This window comes from Streptomyces sp. NPDC100445 (genome assembly GCF_044759735.1).
Classification (GTDB): domain Bacteria; phylum Actinomycetota; class Actinomycetes; order Streptomycetales; family Streptomycetaceae; genus Streptomyces.
Map to the genome: position 1 here is coordinate 123,761 of NZ_JBIVZV010000010.1, position 22,168 is coordinate 145,928.

Below are 22,168 nucleotides of genomic sequence, written 5' to 3' on the forward strand. Positions count from 1 at the left end.
CCACCGCGTCGGTGGATGTCCTGGCGTGTGCCGCCGCCGCGCCGTCGCCGTACGTCCTCGCACGTGCCGCCACCCCCGGTAGCTCGGTCCGCCCCGCCGTCCGCGTCCCATCCTGCCCCGGCCCGCCCTCGGCCGTCCGGGGCACGCGTACGGCCGTCCGAAAAGCCCGCCACCGTCCCGCGCCCCGCCGCGGCGCCCGCGAGGACCGCCGTACCCCACCCGCGGGCACCCCGCAACACGGGACGCCACCCGGTGCCGCGCGACCCGGGGCACCGGACCCGGGAACGCGAAACCCCGGCCGCGAAGGCGGCCGGGGTCGGTTCAGCTGGGGTGTGCGGGACTCACGAACCCGTGGGCACGGAGTCGGTCGCCTCCGTCCACAGGTCCTGCTCGGCGCGATCCGCCTGGATCTGCCGGTACACGAGGAGCCCGCCGATGGCGGCCAGTGCGACCAGGAGCAGCTTCTTCACCGCGCGACCTCGTCTTTCCTTGACGTGAGGGACCTCTGGCGCCCGACTATACACACCGGCCGATACCGATCGGTGACCTGCGTCAGGGCCTTGGTGCCCCGCTTCCGGCGTCGCCGGACTTCTCCGCTCCCGTGCGTCCGTCCGGGTGGTGTTCATCGGAACATCGACGCGCCGGGGGCGTCGGTCCACCACTTCGCGAACCTCATACACATCATGAGGAAAGTACGCAAATCGCCCAACCCGAAAGTGAGGGGCCATGACCCAGAACAAGGTCATGAAGCTGTGGACCGCCATCGTCACCGCCTTCCTCGCGCTGTGCACGGCGCTCGGACTCGTCACCGCCGGCAGCGCGACCGCCGCCGCGGCCGGACCCCGGTCCGAGAGCCCCCGCACCGGCACCGCGCAGCAGTCCGTACCGGCGATCGCGGCGACGAGCCACTGGGCCTGGTCCCACGGCAGGGCCCTGCCCCCCACGATGAAGCAGCGGATCCGGGCGGAGGCCCACGGGAAGTCCCCGAGCTGCCGGCACCGCCCCCGCACCGAGACGCAGGCGGAGACCTCGGCCACCGATGACGCGTCGGAGTCCCTCGACTGCTGATCCGGTCCTGCCGCAGTACCGCAACGTCTCGACACCACGGCGACTTGCGTACGCACCAGTCGACACGGAAGACCCCCGGCCGGGAAACGGCCGGGGGTCTCGCGCTGTTCCGCCCCCCGCCGCACGGGCGTGCCCGCCCCGTGCGCCATGCTGGTACCGGCGAGAGACCGACCCACGGCCCGGAAGGTGGTGAGTCGCCGTGAAACGGCGCATCTCCGTCGTCACCGCTGTCCACGGCCCGTCCGCCCGTTTCCTGCCGGACGCCTACGCCTCCCTGTGCGACCAGCGGCTCCCCGACGGCTGGGAGTGGCAGTGGGTCGTCCAGGAGGACGGCTCCACGGACGAGGTCCGCCCCCACCTCCCGGACGGCGACCCGCGCGTGACGTTCCGTCAGGGACGCCCCGGCGGACCCGGAGTGGCCCGGACGATCGCGCTGGCGCGCGCCGAGGGCGCGTACGTCAAGGTCCTGGACGCCGACGACCGGCTCGTGCCGGGCGCGCTCGCCCGCGACCTGGCCGTGCTGGAGGCCAGGCCGGACATCGGCTGGACCACCTCCCGCGCGCTGGACCTGCTGCCCGACGGCTCCACGGCCGGCTTCCCCGGCGACCCGGACGACGGACCGCTCGAACGCGGTGCCGTCCTGGACCACTGGAGCCGCAACGACTTCCGCGCGCCGGTCCACCCCGCGACCCTCTGCGTCCGGCGGGAGCTGCTGACCGCCCTGGGCGGCTGGATGGCACTGCCCGCCTCCGAGGACACCGGTCTGCTCCTGGCGCTGGACGCGGTGAGCCGCGGCTGGTTCACGGCGCGGACCGGACTGCTGTACCGCAAGTGGGAGGGGCAGGTCACCGGCCAGGCGCCGCACGGCGACCCCGCCGAGCGCGCGGCCCGCACCGCGGTCGCCCGGGACCGGGCGCGGGCGCTGGCGGAGCTGGGCTGGAGCTACCCGCCCGCCGCGCCGCCCCCGGCCGCACCGGTCACGGCGTGACCTCCCGCTCCTCGCAGCGGATCGCCTGCGACGGACACCGCTCGGCCGCCTCCCGCACCGCCTCGCGGTCCCGCGGGTCGTCGGCGGCCTGAGCGCCACCGGACCGTACGACGCCGTACCCGTCCTCGAACGCGAACACGGCCGGCGCCCGGTGGGCGCACTCGGCCGAGCCGTAGCACAAGGAGCGGTCGACGGACACCTTCATACGTCCTCCAGCCGGCAGCGGTGGCCTCGGTGACTCCCCGACCGTCCTGCCCGGCCAAGCCCGCGCCGAACCCACCGGGGGCCCGTGTGCCCTGCCCGCCCGGCACCGGTCCCTCCCCTCGTGGGGACCGGTGCCGGACGGTGCGGGGCTGTCGGCCCGCGCCACGTCGGCGTACCGGCGCGGGTCGAAGAAGGGAAGCGGTCCTGGAGCGCCGGCGGGCTGTGTCACCCGCCGGTGTCGTCGCCGTTCCCCGTCTGTGGCGGAAGTTGACCGATAACGATCGGCGCGATTCGCTGCCTTGCCCGGGCGCGGGCCGGTGGCCTGTCCGGACGGTGTGTGACGGTTCCGATACCGGGTTCGGATCCTGCCATCTGTCACCGCTCCGGAGGAGGTTCCGGTCTCCCTACCAGCCCTTCTCCCCAGGTCAGGCGTATAAGGTGAGTTTTCCGGTCCGGACGTCCAGGGGTGCGGGAAGTAAGGGGTGGGACCTTGAGTTCCGACTCAGGGGCACGCACAGCCTTCGCCGAACGCCTCGCGCTGCTGTACCGGGAGGCGGGCAATCCTCCCCTCAAGAGCGTCGCCGAGGCGGTCGTGCGACTCCGGCGGGTCGACGAGCGCGGCCGTCCCGTACGGGTCTCCGCGCAGCGGATCAGCGACTGGCGCCGGGCCAGGAACGTACCGGCCCAGTTCGCCGCCCTCGCCGCGGTCCTCCAGATCCTGATCCCGGAGGCCCGGCGCCTGCGTCCCGCACCCGTCTCCGCCGGCCTGTACGACCTCGCCCACTGGCAGCGGCTGTGGGAGCGGGCGCTGGCCGGCCCGGTCGGGGACGGTCCCGCGCCCGAGGCCGGGAAGAACCGCCGGCCGCCGGCCCAGGCACCCCCCGACGCCGGGGTGGTGTGCCCGTACCGGGGGCTCGCACCCTACCGGCAGGAGGACGCCCGCTGGTTCTTCGGCCGCGAGCGCAGTACGCGGGCGCTCGTCGACCAGTTGCTCGGTGCCGGACGGGCGGGCGGGCTGGTGATGCTGGTCGGTGCCTCCGGGGCCGGGAAGTCCTCGCTCCTCAACGCCGGTCTGGTGCCCGCGGTCCGCGCCGGCGCCCTCGCGGCGCGACCCGCCGGGACCCGTGCCGACGGTCCCGTCCCCGGCCGCCCCGCCTCCGCCGCCTCCGGGGTCCCCTCCGGCAACAGCTCCGGGGAACCCCGCGCGGCCGCCGCCGTTGCCGGCACCTCCACCTCCCCCACGGCCCTCACCGTCCCCGCCGCGTCCGGCACCGGACCGCCCGCCGAGGGCGCCGGCCCGGCCGGCTCCGTCCTCCAGTTCGTCCCGGGGGCCGACCCGCTGGCGGAGCTGGTCCGCCGGGTCCCGGAGCTCGCCCGCGTCGCCGCCGACGCCCGCCGGGCCGAGCGGGAGGCGACGCGGAACCCGGCGGCGCCCGGCTCCGACGCCCCGCACCTCACCCGGGCCGTCCGCGCGGCGGTCACCGCCTGGGCGCGCCGCGAGGCCCCCGAAGGCACCCGGCCGGTCGTCATCGTGGACCAGTTCGAGGAGGCGTTCACCCTGTGTGCCGACGAGGCGGACCGGCGCACCTTCATCCAGCTCCTGCACGCGGCCTGCACCCCGGGCGTCGGCTCCGACGGGCCGGCGCCCGTCCTCGTCGTCCTCGGCATCCGCGCCGACTTCTACGAACAGTGCCTCGGCTACCCGGAACTCGCCGACGCGCTCCAGCACCGCCACATGGTGCTCAGCCCGCTGACCAGCGCGGAGCTGCGCGACGCGGTGACCGGTCCGGCCAGGGCCGTGGGCCTGGAGCTGGAACCGGGGCTCGCCGAGCTGATCGTGCGCGAGGTGAGCGCCGACGGCCCGCGCGGGGCGCACGACGCGGGCGTGCTGCCCCTGCTGTCGCACGCCCTGCTGGTCACCTGGCAGCGCCGCAAGGCCGGCCGGCTGACGCTGGCCGGCTACCGCGCGGCGGGCGGCATCCAGGGCGCCGTGGCGGCGACCGCCGAGCGCGCCTGGTCCGGCCTGGACCCCGCGGCCCGCACCGCCGCCCGGCTGCTGCTGCTGCGCCTGGTGCGCCTCGGCGAGGACACCCAGGCCACCCGGCGGCGCGGCACCCGGCGGCAGCTGGCCGAGGAGTCCGCCGACCCCGGCAAGACCGAGGAGTCCCTCGAAGCGCTGGTCCAGGCCCGGCTGGTGACGCTGGACGCGGACACCGTGGAGATCACCCACGAGGCGCTGCTGCACGCCTGGCCGCGGCTGCGGCACTGGATCGACGAGGGCCGCGGCGACCACCTGGTGCGCCAGCGGCTGGAGGAGGACGGCCGGGCCTGGGAGAGCACCGGACGGGACAACTCGCTGCTGTACCGGGGCACCAGGCTGGAGAAGACCCGCAACTGGGCCCGGCTCGCCGGCGACACGAACCTGACGCGCAGCGCGGTGGAGTTCCTGGCCGCGTCGGTACGGCTGCACCGGCGCACGGTGTGGCTGAGCCGGGCCGCGGTGGCGGCGCTGGTGGTGCTGGCCCTGCTCGCGGCCGGGTCCGCGGTGATCGCCTGGAAGCAGCGCGACGACGCCGTGTTCGAGCAGGTGCTCGCCGAGGCCGACCGGGTGCAGCACACGGACCCGTCGCTGGCCGCCCAGCTCGACCTGGTCGCCCACCAGCTGCGCCCCGGGGACGAGGGCACGTACAGCCGCCTGATCTCGATCGTGAACGCGCCCCTGGCCACCCCCCTGACCGGCCACACCGGCGCGGTCTACCTGACCTCCTTCAGCCCCGACGGCCACACCCTGGCCACCGCCGGCTACGACCGCACGGTCCGGCTGTGGAACGTCGCCGACCCGCACCGCCCGGCCCCGCTCGGCAGACCCCTCACCGGGCACACCAGCTGGGTGAGCAGCGCCGTCTTCAGCCCGGACGGGCACACCCTCGCCAGCGCCGGCGACGACGGCACCATCCGGCTGTGGGACGTCACCGACCCCGCCCGCCCGGTACCGCTCGGCAAGCCGCTCACCGGCCACGAGGGCACCATCTACCTGGTCGCCTTCAGCCCGGACGGACACACACTGGCCTCGGCCGGCGAGGACCACACCGTCCGCCTGTGGGACCTGGCCGACCGGCGCCGTCCCACCCCGCTGACCACGCTGCGCGGGCACCGGGCGGCGGTCCGCTGCGTGGCGTTCGGCCCGGACGGGCGGACGCTGGCGACGGGCGGCGACGACGACACGGTCCGGCTGTGGGACCTCTCCCGCCCGCGCCGGCCCGCACCGGCCGGGACCCTGCGGGGCCACACGGGCCTGGTGCACACGGTGGCCTTCAGTCCGGACGGGCACACCCTGGCCAGCGGCAGCGCCGACGACACGGTCCGGCTGTGGCACCTGTCCGGCCGGGGCCACGCGGCAGCGGCCGGCCCGCCGCTGACCGGTCACACCGGACCGGTCTGGTCCGTCGCGTTCAGCCCCGACGGCGGCCGGCTCGCCGCCGCCAGCGCGGACAGCACGGCGAGCCTGTGGAACGTCAGTGATCCGGCCTCCCCCTCCCAGGTCGGCGAGCCGCTCGCGGGCAGCAGCGGCGAGATGTACGCCCTGGGCTTCAGCCCCGACGGCAAGACCCTGGCCACCGGCAGCGGGGACGGCAAGGTGCGCCTGTGGTCGGTCCCCACCTCCGACATGATCGGCCGGAGCGGCGCCTTCCGTCCGGACGGCCGGGTCCTGGCCACCGCCGCCCGGGACGGCCGGCTGCGCCTGTGGAACGTGACGCGGCCCGGCCGGCCCGTCCCCCTCGGCGAGCCCTTCATGCGGGCCGACGGCGGCCAGCGCTCCCCCGCCTTCTCCCCCGACGGCCGCACCCTCGCCGTCCTCACCGGCGACGAGTCGGTGTACCTGTGGAACGTCACCGACCCCGCCCACCCGGTCCTCGCCGGCCCGCCGCTGCACCTCCGGACCCGCTTCATGGGCCCGGACGCGCTCGCCTGGAGCCCGGACGGCCACACCCTGGCCACCGCCTACGACGACCGCACGATCCGGCTGTGGAACGTCACCGACCCCGCGCGCGCCGTCCCGCTCGGCAAGCCGCTCACCGGCCACCGGGGCTTCATCGACACGCTGGTCTTCGCGCCCGACGGCCACTCCCTGGCCAGCGGCAGCGCCGACAGCACGATCCGGCTGTGGAACGTCACCGACCCCGGCCGGCCCGTCCCCCTCGGCGCGCCGCTCACCGAGCACTCCGGGCCCGTCAACGCCCTCGCCTGGAGCCCGGACGGACACACCCTGGCCAGCGGCAGCGACGACGACACCGTGCGCCTGTGGAACGTCACCGACCCGGCCGCGGCCAGCGCGCGGGGCGCCCGCCTCACCGGCCACACCGAGGCGGTCACGTCCCTCACCTTCGGCCCGGACGGCCACATCCTGGCCAGCGGCGGCAACGACAACACGGTCCGCCTGTGGAACGTCTCCGACCCCGCCTCGGCGACCCCGATCGGCCAGTCCATGAGCCCCAACGCCAAGACGGGCAACTTCCTGGCCTTCAGCCCCGCCACCCGCGTCCTCGGCGTCTCCAGCGGCGCCGACACGGTTCGCCTGTGGAGCCTGGACGCCGACGCGGCGATCCGGCACATCTGCTCGGTCACCCGGAACGTACTGACCGGACACAAGTGGCACGAGTACCTGCCGCGCCTGTCCTACGACCCCCCGTGTGGTCGATGATCGGCCAACGTACGGTCATTCCCCCGGACTTGCCCCCACGGAACCGACAACCTTGTTACCCTTGGCCATAGCCCGATCGCTGGTGCATCCCCCGTCGCCAGCGGTCGGGCGTTCGCGTTCCGCGCCCGGTACGGCGGTCTACACGCCACGGGGCCGCCTTGTCCCGAATCTCCCCGAAGAACCACGACATCGCGGCCATCGTTGCGACCATCCCGGCATGACACTGACAACGCTCGCGCCGCTCCTCGGCGTCGCGCTCGGCGGGCTCCTGTCAGGAGTGACCCAGCACTCGGTGCGACACTCATCGGAGCGGGCCGAAATACGCCGCGATGTTCGCGAATGCGCAGAATCACGCCGCAGCGAACGCCTGTCCTGCCTCGACGACTTCCTCGCGATCGTGCAGGAGGCCGAACGGGTCGCCGTCGACCGCTACCACCACCACGAGTCCGACGAACCGTGGCAGCCACGGGCGCGGCAGACCGAGGACCGGATGTGGCTGGCACAGAAGAAGATCCACATGCTGTGCCCGCAGGAGGTGAACGAGGCGGCACGCCGGCTCGCGTTCGCCACCCAGAAGGTGATCAGGAACGGCCCCGACGAGCCGGGTGAACCACAGGACGAGAAGGTCTGGGCGACCATCGGACCGGCCCGGCGTGACTTCCTCGACGTGGTCCGCGACCACCTGCGATGACCCGACCAGGAACCACCTGTGATCAGTCCCTGAGGCACGGGGAAGGGTCCTGGACCGTGGCGGGGGCAGCCGGCCTCGAATCCTGACCGGAGCGGCGCAGCGCCTCGGCGACGAACCCGGACGCCACGAACCCTAGGAGGCCGTCCACGGCAAGACCCCCGATCCATACGGACCGGGGGTCTCCTCGTATGTGGGGCTAACAGGATTTGAACCTGTGGCCTCATCCTTATCAGGGATGCGCTCTAACCAACTGAGCTATAGCCCCGCCGCGCTCTGCGGTGTATGTCCCGCGCGCTGACTCCTGAAGATTAGCGCACGACGGGGTCAGTCCCAAAATCGGTTGCCGGGCACCTGGCCGGCCGGGCGGCCGCGCGGTTACTCGTCCTCCGCCAGGGTCAGCTCGACGCCGCCCACGAACCCGGCGGAGAGGTTGTAGATGAACGCGGCGAGCGTCGCGAGGGCGGTGGCCAGGACCACGTCGATGACCGCGATGACCGTCGTGAACATCAGGACGTGGGGGAGGGACAGGAACGCCTGGAGGTCGAAGCCGTTCGCCTCGTTGGAGCCGGTCGCCTCCGAGATCGTGCCGCCGACCGTCGAGAACACGCCCATCGCGTCCATGACCATCCACAGCACCGCCGAGGCGACGATCGTGCAGATGCCGAGCGCGATGGAGAGCAGGAAGCTGACCTTCATCACCGACCACGGGTCGGCCTTGGCCACCCGCAGCCGGGCCTTGCGGGTGCGCGGCGTGGTCCGCACACCGGTGCGCGGCTTACGGGTCGCACCGGTGGCCTGCGCCGGGTAGGCCTGCGGCGGGTGGTACGGCCCGCCGCCTTGCTCCGGGCGCCGCTCACCGGGAAGCGGCGACGCCGCCTGTGCCTCGCCGGTCCGGGCCGGGCCTCGGGTGTCCGTCACGGTTCCCCCCTGGGGCTCCTGCTGGGATTCCTGCGCGCCGGGCGAATCCGGCGCGGAAGCCTTCACCGGCTTCAGGTTCGTCGTGTGCGGGTCGTCGGCCGTCCCCGCGCGCGCGGCGGAGCCACGGCCGCCGCCGTCCGTTTCCGTACCCCTGGAGGTACCGGCCGATCCGGCGCCCGTGGCTCCGCTCACGATGACTCTCTCCTCGTGCTACTCGGCCGAGGGCGCCTCGCCCTCGTCCGTGCCGGTCGTCGCGGCACCTTCGGCGGTCTCGTCGACGACCACGTCGCCGTCGACTTCCTCCGCCTCGCGTCCCGCCTCGGCGTTACGTGCGATACCGACCACGGCATCGCGCTTGCCCAGGTTGATCAGTTGGACGCCCATGGTGTCACGGCCCGTCTCCCTGATCTCGTTGACTCGCGTACGAATCACACCGCCGGAGAGGGTGATGGCGAGGATCTCGTCGTTCTCCTCGACAATCAGCGCGCCGACGAGGGACCCGCGGTCCTCCACGATCTTGGCGGCCTTGATGCCGAGGCCGCCGCGGCCCTGGACGCGGTACTCGTCGACGGCGGTCCGCTTCGCGTACCCACCGTCGGTGGCAGTGAAGACGAACGTACCGGGTCGCACCACATTCATCGAGAGAAGCTCGTCGCCCTCCCGGAAACTCATCCCCTTGACGCCGGAGGTGGCGCGGCCCATCGGGCGCAGGGAGTCGTCGGAGGCGGTGAACCGGATCGACTGCGCCTTCCTGCTGACCAGCAGCAGGTCGTCGTCGGCCGAGACGAGTTCGGCGCCGATCAGCTCGTCGTCGCTGCCGTCCTCGCGTTCCCGCAGGTTGATCGCGATGACACCGCCGGAGCGCGGCGAGTCGTAGTCCTTCAGCGACGTCTTCTTCACCAGTCCGGACTTGGTGGCGAGCACCAGGTACGGCGCCGCCTCGTAGTCGCGGATGGCGAGGATCTCGGCGATCGCCTCGTCCGGCTGGAAGGCGAGCAGGTTCGCCACGTGCTGCCCGCGCGCGTCCCGGCCGGCCTCCGGCAGCTCGTACGCCTTCGCCCGGTACACCCGGCCCTTGTTGGTGAAGAACAGCAGCCAGTGGTGGGTGGTGGAGACGAAGAAGTGGTCGACGATGTCGTCCTCCTTCAGCTTCGTCCCGCGCACGCCCTTGCCGCCGCGCTTCTGCGCCCGGTAGTCGTCCGTCTTGGTCCGCTTGACGTAACCGCCGCGCGAGACGGTGACGACGATGTCCTCCTCGGCGATCAGGTCCTCGATGGACATGTCGCCCTCGTACGGAATCAGCTTGGTCTGGCGGTCGTCGCCGTACTTCTCGACGATCGCGGCCAGCTCCTGGCTGACGATCCCGCGCTGGCGGACCGGCGAGGCGAGGATCTCGTTGTACTCGGTGATCTTCGCCTGGAGTTCGTCGTGCTCCTGGACGATCTTCTGGCGCTCCAGGGCGGCCAGCCGGCGCAGCTGCATCTCGAGGATGGCGTTGGCCTGGATCTCGTCGATCTCCAGGAGGCCCATCAGGCCGGTGCGCGCGACGTCGACGGTGTCACTGCGCCGGATCAGCGCGATGACCTCGTCGATGGCGTCCAAAGCCTTCAGCAGACCGCGCAGGATGTGCGCCCGCTCCTCGGCCTTGCGCAGCCGGAACCGGGTCCGGCGGACGATGACCTCGATCTGGTGCGTCACCCAGTGGCGGATGAACGCGTCCAGGGACAGGGTGCGCGGCACGCCGTCGACCAGCGCCAGCATGTTGGCGCCGAAGTTGGACTGGAGGTCGGTGTGCTTGTACAGGTTGTTCAGCACGACCTTGGCGACCGCGTCCCGCTTCAGGACGATCACCAGACGCTGGCCGGTCCGGGACGACGTCTCGTCGCGGACGTCCGCGATGCCGCCGATCTTGCCATCCTTGACCAGGTCGGCGATCTTCTGCGCCAGGTTGTCCGGGTTCGTCTGGTACGGCAGCTCGGTGACCACCAGGCACTGGCGGCCCTGGATCTCCTCGACCTCGACCACCGCGCGCATCGTGATGGAGCCGCGCCCGGTGCGGTACGCCTCCTCGATGCCCTTGCGGCCGACGACGAGCGCGCCGGTCGGGAAGTCCGGGCCCTTGATGCGCTCCAGGAGCGCGTCGAGCAGCTCCTCGTGGGAGGCCTCGGGGTTCTCCAGGTACCACTGGGCGCCGGCCGCGACCTCGCGCAGGTTGTGCGGCGGGATGTTGGTCGCCATGCCGACCGCGATACCGGCCGAGCCGTTGATCAGCAGGTTCGGGAAGCGGGCCGGTAGGACGGTCGGCTCCTTGGAGCGGCCGTCGTAGTTGTCCGTGAAGTCGACGGTCTCCTCGTCGATGTCGCGGACCATCTCCATCGACAGCGGCGCGAGCTTGCACTCGGTGTACCGCATCGCCGCCGCCGGGTCGTTGCCCGGGGAGCCGAAGTTGCCGTTGGAGTCCACCAGCGGCATCCGCATCGACCACGGCTGGGCGAGGCGCACCAGGGCGTCGTAGATGGAGGAGTCGCCGTGCGGGTGGTAGTTGCCCATGACGTCGCCGACGACGCGGGCGCACTTGTAGAAGCCGCGCTCGGGGCGGTAGCCGCCGTCGTACATCGCGTACAGCACTCGGCGGTGGACGGGCTTGAGACCGTCGCGGACGTCGGGCAGCGCGCGGGACACGATGACGGACATCGCGTAGTCGAGGTACGAACGCTGCATCTCCGTCTCGAGCCCGACGGGCTCGACACGCATCGCGACTTCGCCGCCCTCTTCAGGGGTGACGGGAGTGTTCTCGTCGGCCATTGCTGGTGAAGATCCTTCCCTGTGCGGTCAGCTGAGACCGACTCAGATGTCGAGGAAGCGGACGTCCTTGGCGTTGCGCTGGATGAACGCGCGGCGTGCCTCGACGTCCTCGCCCATCAGGACCGAGAACAGGTCGTCGGCCTGGGCGGCGTCGTCGAGCGTGACCTGGCCGAGGACCCGGTGCTCCTGGTCCATGGTGGTCACGCGCAGTTCCTCGGCGTTCATCTCGCCGAGGCCCTTGAAGCGCTGGATCGAGTCCTCGCGGATGCGCTTGCCGCGCTGGCGGCCCATCTCGATCAGCGCGTCGCGCTCGCGGTCGGAGTAGGCGTACTCGATGTCGTCCCGGCCCCACTTGATCTTGTACAGCGGGGGGCGGGAGAGGTACACGTGCCCGGCCTCGACCAGCGGCCGCATGAAGCGGAACAGGAAGGTGAGCAGCAGGGTGCTGATGTGCTGACCGTCGACGTCGGCGTCCGCCATCAGGATGATCTTGTGATAGCGAAGCTTCTCGATGTCGAAGTCCTCGTGCACACCCGTGCCGAAGGCCGAGATCAGCGCCTGGATCTCCTGGTTCTGGAGGATCTTGTCGATCCTGGCCTTCTCGACGTTCAGGATCTTGCCGCGGATCGGGAGGATCGCCTGGTACTGCGGGTTGCGGCCGGACTTGGCCGAACCGCCGGCGGAGTCACCCTCGACGATGAAGATCTCGCACTTGATCGGGTCGTTGGACTGGCAGTCCGACAGCTTGCCCGGCAGGGACGCCGACTCCAGCAGGCCCTTGCGGCGGGTCAGGTCACGGGCCTTGCGGGCCGCCACGCGCGCGGTGGCCGCCTGGATGCCCTTGCGGATGATGTCCGCGGCCTCGACCGGGTTGCGGTCCAGCCAGTCGGTGAGGTGCTCGTAGACCGCCCGCTGCACGAAGGTCTTCGCCTCGGTGTTGCCCAGCTTGGTCTTGGTCTGGCCCTCGAACTGCGGCTCGCTCAGCTTGACCGAGATGATCGCGGTCAGACCCTCACGGATGTCGTCACCGGTGAGGTTGTCGTCCTTCTCGCGGAGCAGCTTCTTGTCCCGCGCGTACTTGTTGATCAGCGAGGTCAGGGCGGCCCGGAAGCCCTCTTCGTGGGTACCGCCCTCATGCGTGTGGATGATGTTCGCGAAGGAGTACACGCCCTCGCTGTAACCGCTGTTCCACTGCATGGCGACCTCGAGGGACAGGCTCTTGTCCCGGTCCTCGGCCTCCAGGTCGATGATCGTGGGGTGGACCGCCTCTCCCTTGCGGGAGTTGAGGTACTTCACGAAGTCGACGATGCCGCCCTCGTAGTGGTACGTGACGGTCTTGACCTCGGCCTTCTCGTCCGCACCGGCCTCGTCCGCGCCGGTGACGGCCTTCGCCGACTCCCGCTCGTCGGTCAGCCGGATCGTCAGGCCCTTGTTGAGGAACGCCATCTCCTGGAAGCGCCGCGACAGCGTCTCGAAGGAGTACTCGGTCGTCTCGAAGATGTCCGCGTCCGCCCAGAAGGTGACCGAGGTACCGGTCTCCTCCGTCGCCTCGTGCCGCACGAGCGGGGCCGTGGGGACGCCCATCTTGTATTCCTGCGTCCAGCGGTGGCCGTCGGTCCTGACCTCGACGGAGACCTTGGACGACAGGGCGTTCACCACGGAGACGCCGACGCCGTGCAGACCACCGGAGACCGCGTAGCCACCGCCGCCGAACTTGCCGCCCGCGTGCAGCACGGTGAGCACGACCTCGAGGGCCGGCTTGCCCTCGGAGGGCACGATGCCCACCGGGATGCCGCGGCCGTTGTCGATGACGCGCACCCCGCCGTCGGCGAGGACGGTGATGTCGATGGTGTCCGCGTAACCGGCCAGCGCCTCGTCGACGGAGTTGTCGACGACCTCGTACACCAGGTGGTGCAGACCGCGCTCGCCCGTGGAGCCGATGTACATGCCGGGCCGCTTGCGGACCGCGTCCAGCCCTTCGAGCACGGTGATGGCGCTGGCGTCGTAGGAGGCGGGGGCGGTGGCCTCGCCACCCGCGGCGGCCTGGGGGGCCTCGCGGTTCACGCCGGCGTCGGTGGACGGGATGTTCTCGTTGGGGTTGCCGGAATCGGCCACGAAGCGCCCTTTCTGGCACAGCACGAGCCGGGCTCGTCGGCGGGTTGCCGGAGCGGCTGCGGCATGTTGCGTTGGTAAGCCTTGATCAGCGTTGCTCAGCTTTTCCCGGGCGGTCCCCACGTGGGGGCGGGATTGTCTTCCAGTCTACCGGTAGCGCTGACATCGATGGGGGTTTGCCGGTACCTGAGTCCCCATGTGCCGCCCTCAACCGGTCTCCGCCGGGTCCCGATATACGGATGGGGGCTCCAAGGGGCTCACAGCGGCACTCAGCGCCTTGGGCCGTCAACCCTTGGCTACTGGCGGGTCAGATGGCGATCCACACCTGTGTACGAGGGTGATCCGGACCCCCGGGCGGGGGTGGGGCGGCGCCGTACGGCCACCCCGTACGTGAGGTACGTCACCTCGACGCGGACAGGCCTCCGAAGCCCATTTCGAGGCCCTCGGGCGCCTCCGGAGGGGCGTGGGCCCACGCGCGGCCGCTGCGGGCGCAGCACCCCTGGCCCGGCGCCCTTCAGTGGACCGGCGACGTTCCCCGCGCTCCCGGACCGGGCCCCTCGGCGGGCCGCCGTGCCCGCGCTTCGGGCCGGCACGGCGTCGGCCCGGCCGCGGCGGCGAGCGGGCTCCCGCCCCCTGGTCGGTCGGGCCGCACCGCGCCCGAGGCTCCAGGCGAGCCGGGCCACCAGCTCCGGCGCGAACAGCCACAGCCGCGGGGCACCCGAGGCTCTGGGCCCCTGTCGGATGCGTGCGGCTGACAGCGGGCCTGTGGCGGTGCCTCGCGGCCCCCACGCCGCGGGCCGGCGCACGGGACGGCACCTTGATCGACCGGGCCGCACCGCGCCTCGCGGTCGCACACACCCCGGGACGAGCCCCCCCCGCCCCCTGGTCGGTCGGGCCGCACCGTGCTCGAGGCTCCAGGCGAGCCGGGCCACCAGCTCCGGCGCGAACAGCCGCAGCCGCGGGGGACCCCAGCCCTCTACGCACCCCCTCGGTGGGCCGCCGCGCCGGCGCTTCCGGCCGGCAGGGTGTCGGCCCGGCCGCAGCGGCGGGCGGGCACACGGGCTCAGCACCTTGATCGACCGGGCCGCACCGGGCCTCGCGGTCGCACACGCCCCGGGACGCGCCCTGGGCAGGCTGTGCGGCCCCGGTAGCCGGCTCAGCCGTAGGTGTCGCCGGGGCCCGTGCTGCCCGGGGCCCGCAGTGGGCCGTAGCGGCGGGCGGGGCCGCCCGGGCCCTGCACCTTGATCAGCCGGACCGCGCCGTGCCCGAGGTCCTGGTTGAGCCGGGCCACCAGCGTGGGCGCGAGGAGCCGTAGCTGGGTCGCCCAGGCCGTCGAGTCGCACTGCACCGTCAGCACCCGCTCGTCCTCGTCGTACCGCTGCGGTACGCAGTGCTTGGCCAGGTCCTCGCCGACGATCTCCGGCCAGCGGCCCATCACCCCGCCCACCGCGGCGGGCGTCTCCCAGCCCCGCTCGGTGATCAGCCGGTTGATCGCCGCGCCGAGCGCCAGCGGGTCACGGCCGTCGGCACGCGCGCCGGAGCGCAGGCCACCGCCCCGCCGGGCCTGTTTCCGCTGCCGCGCCGCGTCGCCCCGCGCGCGTGCCTGCTCCTTGGCCGCGCGCAGCGCCACGCGCGCGAGGTCGACGCCGGAGGGCTCCTTGCGCCCCGCGTCCTTCCCCGGGTCCGCGGGGACGGGTCCGTCGGGGCTCATACGCGCTCCACCGTCCCGCCGGCCACCGTGTACCGGACGCCGGCCAGCACGTGCGGCACGTCGTCGTCCACCGCGGCGGTCACCAGGACCTGCTCGCCGGGCGCGACCAGCTCCGCCAGCCGTTCCCGGCGCCGGGCGTCCAGCTCGGCGAAGACGTCGTCCAGGACCAGCACCGGCTCGTTGCCCTCGGCGCGCAGCAGGTCGTAGGAGGCGAGCCGCAGCGCCAGGGCGTACGACCAGGACTCCCCGTGCGAGGCGTACCCCTTCGCCGGCAGCTGCCCCAGCTTGAGCAACAGGTCGTCCCGGTGCGGGCCCACCAGCGTGACGCCCCGCTCGATCTCCTGCTTGCGCGCCTCCGTGAGCGCCGCCGTCAGCTGGGCGTACAGCTCCTCGCGCCCGTGCGCCTCACCGGGCGCCGACGGCTTGTACTCCAGCGCCACCGGGCCACCGCCCGGTGCCAGCTGCTCGTAGGCCTTGTCGGCCAGCGGCTGGAGCGCGGCGACGAGGTCCAGCCGCTGGGCGAGCAGCTCCGCACCCGCGCGCGCGAGGTGCTGGTCCCACACGTCGAGGGTGGACAGGTCCATCGACCGCCCGCCGTGCCGACGTGCGAGTGCCGCCGACTTCAGCAGGGTGTTGCGCTGCTTGAGCACCCGCTCGTAGTCGGAGCGGACGCCCGCCATCCGCGGGGACCGGGCGGTGATCAGTTCGTCGAGGAACCGCCGCCGCTCCCCGGGGTCGCCCTTCACCAGAGCCAGGTCCTCGGGCGCGAACAGCACGGTGCGTACGATCCCCAGCACATCCCGCGGTCTGACCTGCGAGGACCGGTTGATGCGGGCGCGGTTGGCCCGGCCCGGGTTCAGCTCCAGCTCGATCAGCTGCTGCCGCTCGCCCTGCCGGACCTGCGCCCGGACCACCGCCCGCTCGGCGCCCATGCGGACCAGGGGCGCGTCGGAGGCGACCCGGTGGCTGCCGAGCGTGGCGAGGTAGCCGACCGCTTCCACCAGGTTGGTCTTGCCCTGCCCGTTGGGGCCGACGAAAGCGCTGACGCCCGGGTCGAGCGGGACCTCGGCCCGGGCGTACGAACGGAAGTCGGCCAGCGAAAGATGCGTGACGTGCATGGTCGTTCCGCCGACCTCCCTGCTTCCTGTGGCGGCTACTTCTTCTCTACGGCGTGGCCGCCGAACTGGTTGCGCAGCGCGGCGATCATCTTCATCTGCGGCGAGTCGTCCTGCCGGGAGGCGAACCGCGCGAACAGCGAGGCGGTGATCGCGGGCAGCGGCACCGCGTTGTCGATCGCGGCCTCCACCGTCCAGCGTCCCTCACCGGAGTCCTGTGCGTAACCGCGCAGGGCTTCCAGGTGCTCGTCGTCGTCCAGGGCGTTCACCGCGAGGTCCAGCAGCCAGGAACGGATGACCGTGCCCTCCTGCCAGGAGCGGAAGACCTCGCGGACGTTCTCCACGGAGTCGACCTTCTCCAGCAGCTCCCAGCCCTCGGCGTAGGCCTGCATCATCGCGTACTCGATGCCGTTGTGGACCATCTTCGCGAAGTGGCCCGCGCCGACCCGGCCGGCGTGCACCGCGCCGAAGTCGCCCTCCGGCTTGAGCGCGTCGAAGACCGGCTGCACCTTGGCGACGTCCTCGGCGCTGCCGCCGTACATCAGCGCGTACCCGTTCTCCAGGCCCCAGACGCCGCCGGAGACGCCGCAGTCGACGAAGCCTATGCCCTTGGCCGCCAGCTCCCCGGCGTGCTTCTCGTCGTCCGTCCAGCGGGAGTTGCCGCCGTCCACGACCACGTCGCCGGGCTCCAGCAGCTCGGCGAGCTGGTCGATGGTGGACTGCGTGGGCTCACCGGCCGGGACCATCACCCAGACGACGCGCGGGCCGTCGAGCTTGCCCACGAGCTCTTCCAGGCTGTGGACGTCCGCGAGGTCGGCGTTGCGGTCGTATCCGAGGACGGTGTGGCCGGCGCGGCGGATCCGCTCGCGCATGTTGCCGCCCATCTTGCCGAGGCCGACGAGACCGAGCTCCATCAGTTGTGTTCCTTAGGTCGCTGTGTGGCGTGACAGGCACCGGAGTGCCGTGCCGAGCCTAGACCCGCCCGGTCACGCACAGCTGTGGGCATACGTGCTCATCCGTAGCCCCTCACCTGCGGATTCCGTCCACAGGCCGACGCGGTTCTCCACCGGCCTGTGGACGAGCGCCGGCCGCTCAGCCGCTGAGCCGCACCGGCATGATCAGGTACTTGTACGCGTCGTCGGCCTCCGCGTCCACCGCCGGCTTGCCGCTGAGCAGCGCCGGCTTCGTGGACGTCGTGAACGACAGCTGGGCCACCGGGGAGTCGATCGCGCTCAGGCCGTCCAGCAGGAACGTCGGGTTGAAGGCGATCGAGATGTCGTCGCCCTCCAGCTGGGCGTCGACCCTTTCCACAGCCTGTGCGTCGTCGCTGGACCCGGCCTCCAGGATCAGCACGCCCTGCTCGAAGCTGAGCCGCACCGGGGTGTTCCGCTCGGCGACCAGCGCCACGCGCTTGACGGCCTCCACGAAGGGCGCGGTCTCGATCACGGCGACGGAGTTGAACTCGGTCGGGAACAGCGTCCGGTACTTGGGCAGGTCGCCCTCGAGGAGCCGCGTGGTCGTGCGCCGGCCCGCGCCCTCGAAACCGATCAGGCCCTCACCGGCTCCGGAGCCGGACAGCGCCAGCGTGACGCTGTCACCGGCACCGAGCGACTTGGCGGTGTCCAGCAGCGTCTTGGCGGGGATCAGGGCGACCGCGGAGGCGTCCGGGTTCTCCGGCTTCCACAGGAACTCCCGGACCGCGAAGCGGTAGCGGTCGGTGGAGGCCAGGGTGACCGTGTCGCCCTCGATCTCGACGCGGACACCGGTGAGCACCGGGAGGGTGTCGTCACGGCCGGCCGCGATGGCCACCTGGGACACGGCGGCGGCGAAGACCTCACCGGGGACGGTGCCGGTGGCGTTCGGCATCTGCGGCAGCGCCGGGTACTCCTCCACCGGCAGGGTGTGGAGGGTGAACCGGGAGGAACCGCAGACCACGGTCGCCCGTACACCGTCTGTGGAGATCTCCACCGGCCGGTTGGGCAGCGCCCGGGAGATGTCGGCCAGCAGGCGGCCGGAGACGAGGACGGTGCCCTCCTCCTCGACCTCCGCGTCGACGTTCACGCGGGCGGAGACCTCGTAGTCGAAACCCGACAGGCTCAGCCGGCCGTCCTCCGCCTTGAGCAGGAGACCGGCGAGGACAGGCGCCGGCGGACGGGCCGGGAGGCTGCGTGCCGCCCAGGCCACTGCCTCCGCGAGTACGTCGCGTTCCACCCGGATCTTCACCGTAAGCCGCCTCCTGCTGTTGCTACTGAGTCCTCCGACTCGGTGCCACCGCCCACTGCGACGGGCAGAGCACCGGGGACCAGTCTGACGCACGGCACTGACAGTAGGTGCCCGTCGGGGTCAAGTCGGTCCGGGGGGCGGTCGGGCTCGAGACGGCGAGTTGTGCACAGGCCCCGCTTCGAAGCGGTTTCCCAGCTATCTCTAGTCGGGAGTAGTAGTAGGGCCTGTGGATACCGTGGATAACCTCGTTTGCCCAGCTCAGCCCGCGAATTTTATCCACCGGGCCTGTGGGTGGAGCCGGTGGACAACCCGGCCCGTCTGTGGAGAACAAAAAGTTCTGCACACAGCGCCCACAGGGCGAGGGCAGTTCTCCCCAGCTGCGTCCCCAGGAATACCCGGGTTTCCCACACCCCAATCCGGCAGCCTCGTGTGACGCCTTTCACTCGACGTGGTGACCGGGGCCCCAGGGTTGCCGAACAGTGGACAGCCATGTGGAGAAGCGGCCGATCGCTGGGGACAACCGCCCCCAGCCTGTGGGACGCCCGTGGACAACCGTGGCGGCGGGTTGACGACCCTTGGGTTGTCCACAGGCTGTGGAGATCCTTCGTCCACGAATCCACAGGCCTCTGAGCTGGAGGGAAGCCGTGAGCCCAGCCTCCCTGTGGACGGAGTTCGGGACAACTCCGCGGTCCCCAGGATGTGGACGGAAGAAAGTCACCGAATCTGTGGAGAGCGGCCGTAACCCGGCAACTAATCGAACACCGGATGACCCGGGAGGAACGACTCACCGCCCCGCGCGCGCGTCCCGGCGGGCCTCAACACCGGCCGGGAGCCCCGGTGAGCGCCTCCGGCCGCAGCGAACGGCGACCTCACAGGACCGGGTGGGGCGGTCGCGGCGCGGAGCGTGGGCCGGACGGGGCCCCGGCGGCCCCTGAGGGGCGTACAGCGGCCGGCCCCGCCGGACAGCGGCCGGCCCTGCCCGACAGGGCCCGACCACGCCGGGCAGTGCCCGGGGCACGGCTCATCCGGGACGGACCCCCCGCACCGCCGGCCCGAGCCCCACCACCGCCGGAACGCGGGCGCCCCGGGACGTGGGCGCCCACGAACGCCGAGGGCGCCCCGGGACGCATCCCGGGGCGCCCTCGGCGCTGGTTTCCGTACCGCGGCCGGCCGGCCTCAGCCGTTCTTGATGCGGTTCGTCAGCTCGGTGACCTGGTTGTAGATCGAGCGCCGCTCGGCCATCAGCGCACGGATCTTACGGTCGGCGTGCATGACGGTCGTGTGGTCCCGGCCGCCGAACTGCGCGCCGATCTTCGGCAGCGACAGGTCCGTCAGCTCCCGGCACAGGTACATGGCGATCTGCCGGGCCGTGACCAGCTGGCGGCCGCGTGAGCTGCCGCACAGGTCCTCGACCGTGAGTCCGAAGTAGTCCGCGGTCGCCGCCATGATGGCCGGCGCCGTGATCTCCGGCGTCGAGTCCTCACCGCCGGGGATCAGGTCCTTCAGGACGATCTCGGTCAGGCCCAGGTCCACCGGCTGCCGGTTGAGCGAGGCGAACGCCGTCACCCGGATCAGCGCGCCCTCCAGCTCACGGATGTTCCGCGAGATCCGGGAGGCGATGAACTCGAGCACCTCCGGCGGCGCGTTCAACTGCTCCTGCACCGCCTTCTTGCGCAGGATCGCGATCCGCGTCTCCAGCTCGGGCGGCTGGACATCGGTGATCAGACCCCACTCGAAACGGTTCCGCAGGCGGTCCTCCAGCGTCACCAGCTGCTTGGGCGGCCGGTCGCTCGACAGCACGATCTGCTTGTTGGCGTTGTGGAGCGTGTTGAACGTGTGGAAGAACTCCTCCTGCGTCGACTCCTTGTCCGCCAGGAACTGGATGTCGTCGACGAGCAGGATGTCCATCTCGCGGTACCGCTTGCGGAAGCTGTCGCCCTTGCCGTCGCGGATCGAGTTGATGAACTCGTTGGTGAACTCCTCCGAGCTCACGTACCGCACCCGCGTACCCGGGTAGAGGCTGCGGGCGTAATGCCCGATCGCGTGCAGCAGATGCGTCTTGCCGAGCCCCGACTCCCCGTAGATGAACAGGGGGTTGTAGGCCTTCGCCGGCGCCTCGGCGACCGCCACCGCCGCCGCGTGCGCGAACCGGTTCGACGCGCCGATGACGAACGTGTCGAACAGGTACTTCGGATTCAGCCGGGCGGTCGGCTCACCGGGCCCGCTCGGCTTCGCCGACTGCCCGGCGGACGGGCCCGAGCCGCCCGGACCGGACATGTCCGGGCGGCCGTGGCCGCCGCGGTGCCCCGACGGGTCGGGCGGCTCACGGCGGACCGGGTCGCGCTGGTCGTACTCGGTCCGTCCGGAGTCGTAATCCGGACGCGACGGCTCGTAGGGCCCGCGCGGACCGTCGTAGTCACCGCGCTGCTGCTCGTACGGCGCCCGGTCCCTGGCCTGCGGCCGGTAGTCCTGCGACGACGAGCCGTAGCGGTCCTGTTCGGAGCCGTAGCCGTCCTGGGACGACGGCGACGCGTACGGGTCGCGCTCGGGGAAACCGAGCCGCGGCTGCTGCCAGCCGTAGTCGTCCTGCGCGGGCCGCGGCCAGGCGCCGGGCTCGGGTCGCTGGTACTCCGACGGGTAGGCCGGGCGGGCGGTCGGCAACTGGTCCGGGCGGCCCTGCGGGGACTGCTCGCCGCGCGGTTCGGTGCCCGGGAGCTGCTCGGGGCCGCCGCGGTGGCGGCCGTAGCCCTCGTACGGGGCCGGGGACGGCTCCGGGTCCTCGTAGTGCGGCGCGGACGACTGCTGCGGGGCGGGCGCCGGCGGTTCGCCCGCCGAGTCGTCCACGGTGATCGCGATGCGGATGGGCCGGCCGCACTCGCGGCTCAGCGTCTCGCTGACGACCGGCGCCAGCCGGCCCTCCAGCACACCCTTCGCGAACTCGTTCGGTACGGCGAGCAGCGCGGTGTCGGCGACCAGGGCCAGCGGCTGGCAGCGCCGGATCCAGTGCTCGTCCCGCGCCTCGACGCCCTGGCCGCGCCCCTCCCCGAGCAGTTGCTCCAGTACGCGTGGCCACACTGCGGCAAGATCGGCAGGTACGTCAGCCACAGGGCACGCTCTCTCACAGGTCCCGCGAACGTGTGGTCCGGGGGGACGGGTCGGGATCTGAATCGGGTGGTGAGGGGGACAAGGGAACGAATCGGGGTCCGGCCAAGGTAGTCAGCGCGGCGGGTAGGGTTCAAGTTGTTGTCCCCAGCCTGTGGACAGTGTCTCTCGGCAGCCGCTGGTTTGACCGGACGGCCCAGCCGCGCGTACCGTAACCAGGTCGAGTTGTCGATGGCTGCTGCCGCCTGCCTCCGATGGGCACAGATCACTTGGGTGATCGGGAAGCGGTGCACTCGGGCGTGAAGCGAGCTACTCGTGGGCGCACGGTGACAGCCAGGACGGCACCCCGCCACTACCGATTTTCTGGAGCCCCCGAGTGAGCAAGCGCACCTTCCAGCCGAACAACCGTCGCCGCGCGAAGACCCACGGCTTCCGGCTGCGTATGCGGACCCGTGCCGGTCGCGCGATCCTGGCGACCCGCCGCAGCAAGGGTCGCGCCCGTCTGTCCGCCTGATCCCGATCAGGTCAT

General features: G+C 72.1%; 15 protein-coding genes and 1 tRNA gene. 5 read left to right on the top strand and 11 right to left on the bottom strand.

Annotated elements, in window-relative coordinates:
* Positions 1-341 precede the first annotated feature (341 nt).
* Positions 342-470: a DLW-39 family protein gene (locus ACIQVT_RS23430; protein ID WP_003999697.1), complete on the bottom strand. Its 129-nt coding sequence runs from the start codon at positions 468-470 to the stop codon at positions 342-344.
* A 256-nt stretch (positions 471-726) separates the two neighbouring features.
* Between ACIQVT_RS23430 and ACIQVT_RS23435 the strand changes: the two genes are divergently transcribed.
* Positions 727-1,068, top strand: a complete 342-nt coding sequence (locus ACIQVT_RS23435) for a DUF6344 domain-containing protein (protein ID WP_403757169.1) — start codon at positions 727-729, stop codon at positions 1,066-1,068.
* Between the two features lie 199 nt (positions 1,069-1,267).
* On the top strand, positions 1,268-2,056 hold the full coding sequence (locus ACIQVT_RS23440) for a glycosyltransferase family 2 protein (protein ID WP_403757173.1): 789 nt from the start codon (positions 1,268-1,270) through the stop codon (positions 2,054-2,056).
* On the opposite strand, the gene ACIQVT_RS23445 is transcribed toward ACIQVT_RS23440, so the two are convergent.
* The gene (locus tag ACIQVT_RS23445) at positions 2,046-2,261 is read right to left on the bottom strand and encodes a ferredoxin (RefSeq protein WP_403757176.1); all 216 of its coding nucleotides are present in this window, start codon (positions 2,259-2,261) and stop codon (positions 2,046-2,048) included. The two genes, ACIQVT_RS23440 and ACIQVT_RS23445, sit on opposite strands and share 11 nt — an antisense overlap.
* Positions 2,262-2,750: 489 nt before the next feature.
* Between ACIQVT_RS23445 and ACIQVT_RS23450 the strand changes: the two genes are divergently transcribed.
* Together ACIQVT_RS23450 and ACIQVT_RS23455 are read left to right on the top strand one after the other, a co-directional pair.
* Positions 2,751-6,962, top strand: coding sequence for a hypothetical protein (locus ACIQVT_RS23450; RefSeq protein ID WP_403757180.1), 4,212 nt, complete (start codon positions 2,751-2,753; stop codon positions 6,960-6,962).
* A gap of 217 nt (positions 6,963-7,179) precedes the next feature.
* Complete coding sequence (locus ACIQVT_RS23455; protein WP_403757183.1) at positions 7,180-7,653, top strand: hypothetical protein; 474 nt, start codon at positions 7,180-7,182, stop codon at positions 7,651-7,653.
* Between the two features lie 191 nt (positions 7,654-7,844).
* Here ACIQVT_RS23455 and ACIQVT_RS23460 read toward each other — a convergent pair.
* From ACIQVT_RS23460 to dnaA, 9 genes are all read right to left on the bottom strand, one after another.
* A tRNA-Ile gene (locus ACIQVT_RS23460) sits at positions 7,845-7,918 on the bottom strand.
* Positions 7,919-8,028: 110 nt separating this feature from the next.
* A complete protein-coding gene (locus ACIQVT_RS23465) occupies positions 8,029-8,763 on the bottom strand; it encodes a DUF3566 domain-containing protein (protein ID WP_403757186.1) in 735 nt (244 codons plus the stop codon).
* 18 nt (positions 8,764-8,781) lie between these two features.
* A complete protein-coding gene (gyrA, locus tag ACIQVT_RS23470) occupies positions 8,782-11,376 on the bottom strand; it encodes a DNA gyrase subunit A (protein ID WP_403757189.1) in 2,595 nt (864 codons plus the stop codon).
* Positions 11,377-11,418: 42 nt separating this feature from the next.
* Complete coding sequence (gene gyrB, locus ACIQVT_RS23475; RefSeq protein ID WP_403757194.1) at positions 11,419-13,515, bottom strand: DNA topoisomerase (ATP-hydrolyzing) subunit B; 2,097 nt, start codon at positions 13,513-13,515, stop codon at positions 11,419-11,421.
* A 1,129-nt stretch (positions 13,516-14,644) separates the two neighbouring features.
* On the bottom strand, positions 14,645-15,199 hold the full coding sequence (locus tag ACIQVT_RS23480) for a DUF721 domain-containing protein (RefSeq protein ID WP_403757197.1): 555 nt from the start codon (positions 15,197-15,199) through the stop codon (positions 14,645-14,647).
* Positions 15,196-16,317 (bottom strand): DNA replication/repair protein RecF, encoded by a 1,122-nt coding sequence (gene recF, locus ACIQVT_RS23485; RefSeq protein ID WP_403757200.1) that lies wholly within the window; start codon positions 16,315-16,317, stop codon positions 15,196-15,198. The genes ACIQVT_RS23480 and recF overlap by 4 nt, the downstream gene beginning before the upstream one ends.
* A 35-nt stretch (positions 16,318-16,352) precedes the next feature.
* A complete protein-coding gene (gnd, locus tag ACIQVT_RS23490) occupies positions 16,353-17,228 on the bottom strand; it encodes a phosphogluconate dehydrogenase (NAD(+)-dependent, decarboxylating) (protein WP_403757203.1) in 876 nt (291 codons plus the stop codon).
* Between the two features lie 178 nt (positions 17,229-17,406).
* On the bottom strand, positions 17,407-18,537 hold the full coding sequence (gene dnaN / locus ACIQVT_RS23495; RefSeq protein ID WP_403757206.1) for a DNA polymerase III subunit beta: 1,131 nt from the start codon (positions 18,535-18,537) through the stop codon (positions 17,407-17,409).
* A gap of 1,176 nt (positions 18,538-19,713) precedes the next feature.
* Positions 19,714-21,642, bottom strand: coding sequence for a chromosomal replication initiator protein DnaA (dnaA, locus tag ACIQVT_RS23500; protein ID WP_403757210.1), 1,929 nt, complete (start codon positions 21,640-21,642; stop codon positions 19,714-19,716).
* Positions 21,643-22,015: 373 nt separating this feature from the next.
* On the opposite strand from dnaA, the gene rpmH reads away from it, so the two are divergent.
* Entirely contained in the window at positions 22,016-22,153 is a 138-nt protein-coding gene (rpmH, locus tag ACIQVT_RS23505) for a 50S ribosomal protein L34 (protein WP_003975051.1), read from the top strand.
* The last annotated feature ends 15 nt before the right edge of the window (positions 22,154-22,168 follow it).

Coding starts and splice junctions, on each gene's coding strand:
- ACIQVT_RS23435 (WP_403757169.1), top strand. CDS start 727: ATGACCCAGAACAAGGTCATGAAGCTGTGGACCGCCATCGTCACCGCC.
- ACIQVT_RS23445 (WP_403757176.1), bottom strand. CDS start 2,261: ATGAAGGTGTCCGTCGACCGCTCCTTGTGCTACGGCTCGGCCGAGTGC.
- ACIQVT_RS23455 (WP_403757183.1), top strand. CDS start 7,180: ATGACACTGACAACGCTCGCGCCGCTCCTCGGCGTCGCGCTCGGCGGG.
- gyrA (WP_403757189.1), bottom strand. CDS start 11,376: ATGGCCGACGAGAACACTCCCGTCACCCCTGAAGAGGGCGGCGAAGTC.
- ACIQVT_RS23480 (WP_403757197.1), bottom strand. CDS start 15,199: ATGAGCCCCGACGGACCCGTCCCCGCGGACCCGGGGAAGGACGCGGGG.
- recF (WP_403757200.1), bottom strand. CDS start 16,317: ATGCACGTCACGCATCTTTCGCTGGCCGACTTCCGTTCGTACGCCCGG.
- gnd (WP_403757203.1), bottom strand. CDS start 17,228: ATGGAGCTCGGTCTCGTCGGCCTCGGCAAGATGGGCGGCAACATGCGC.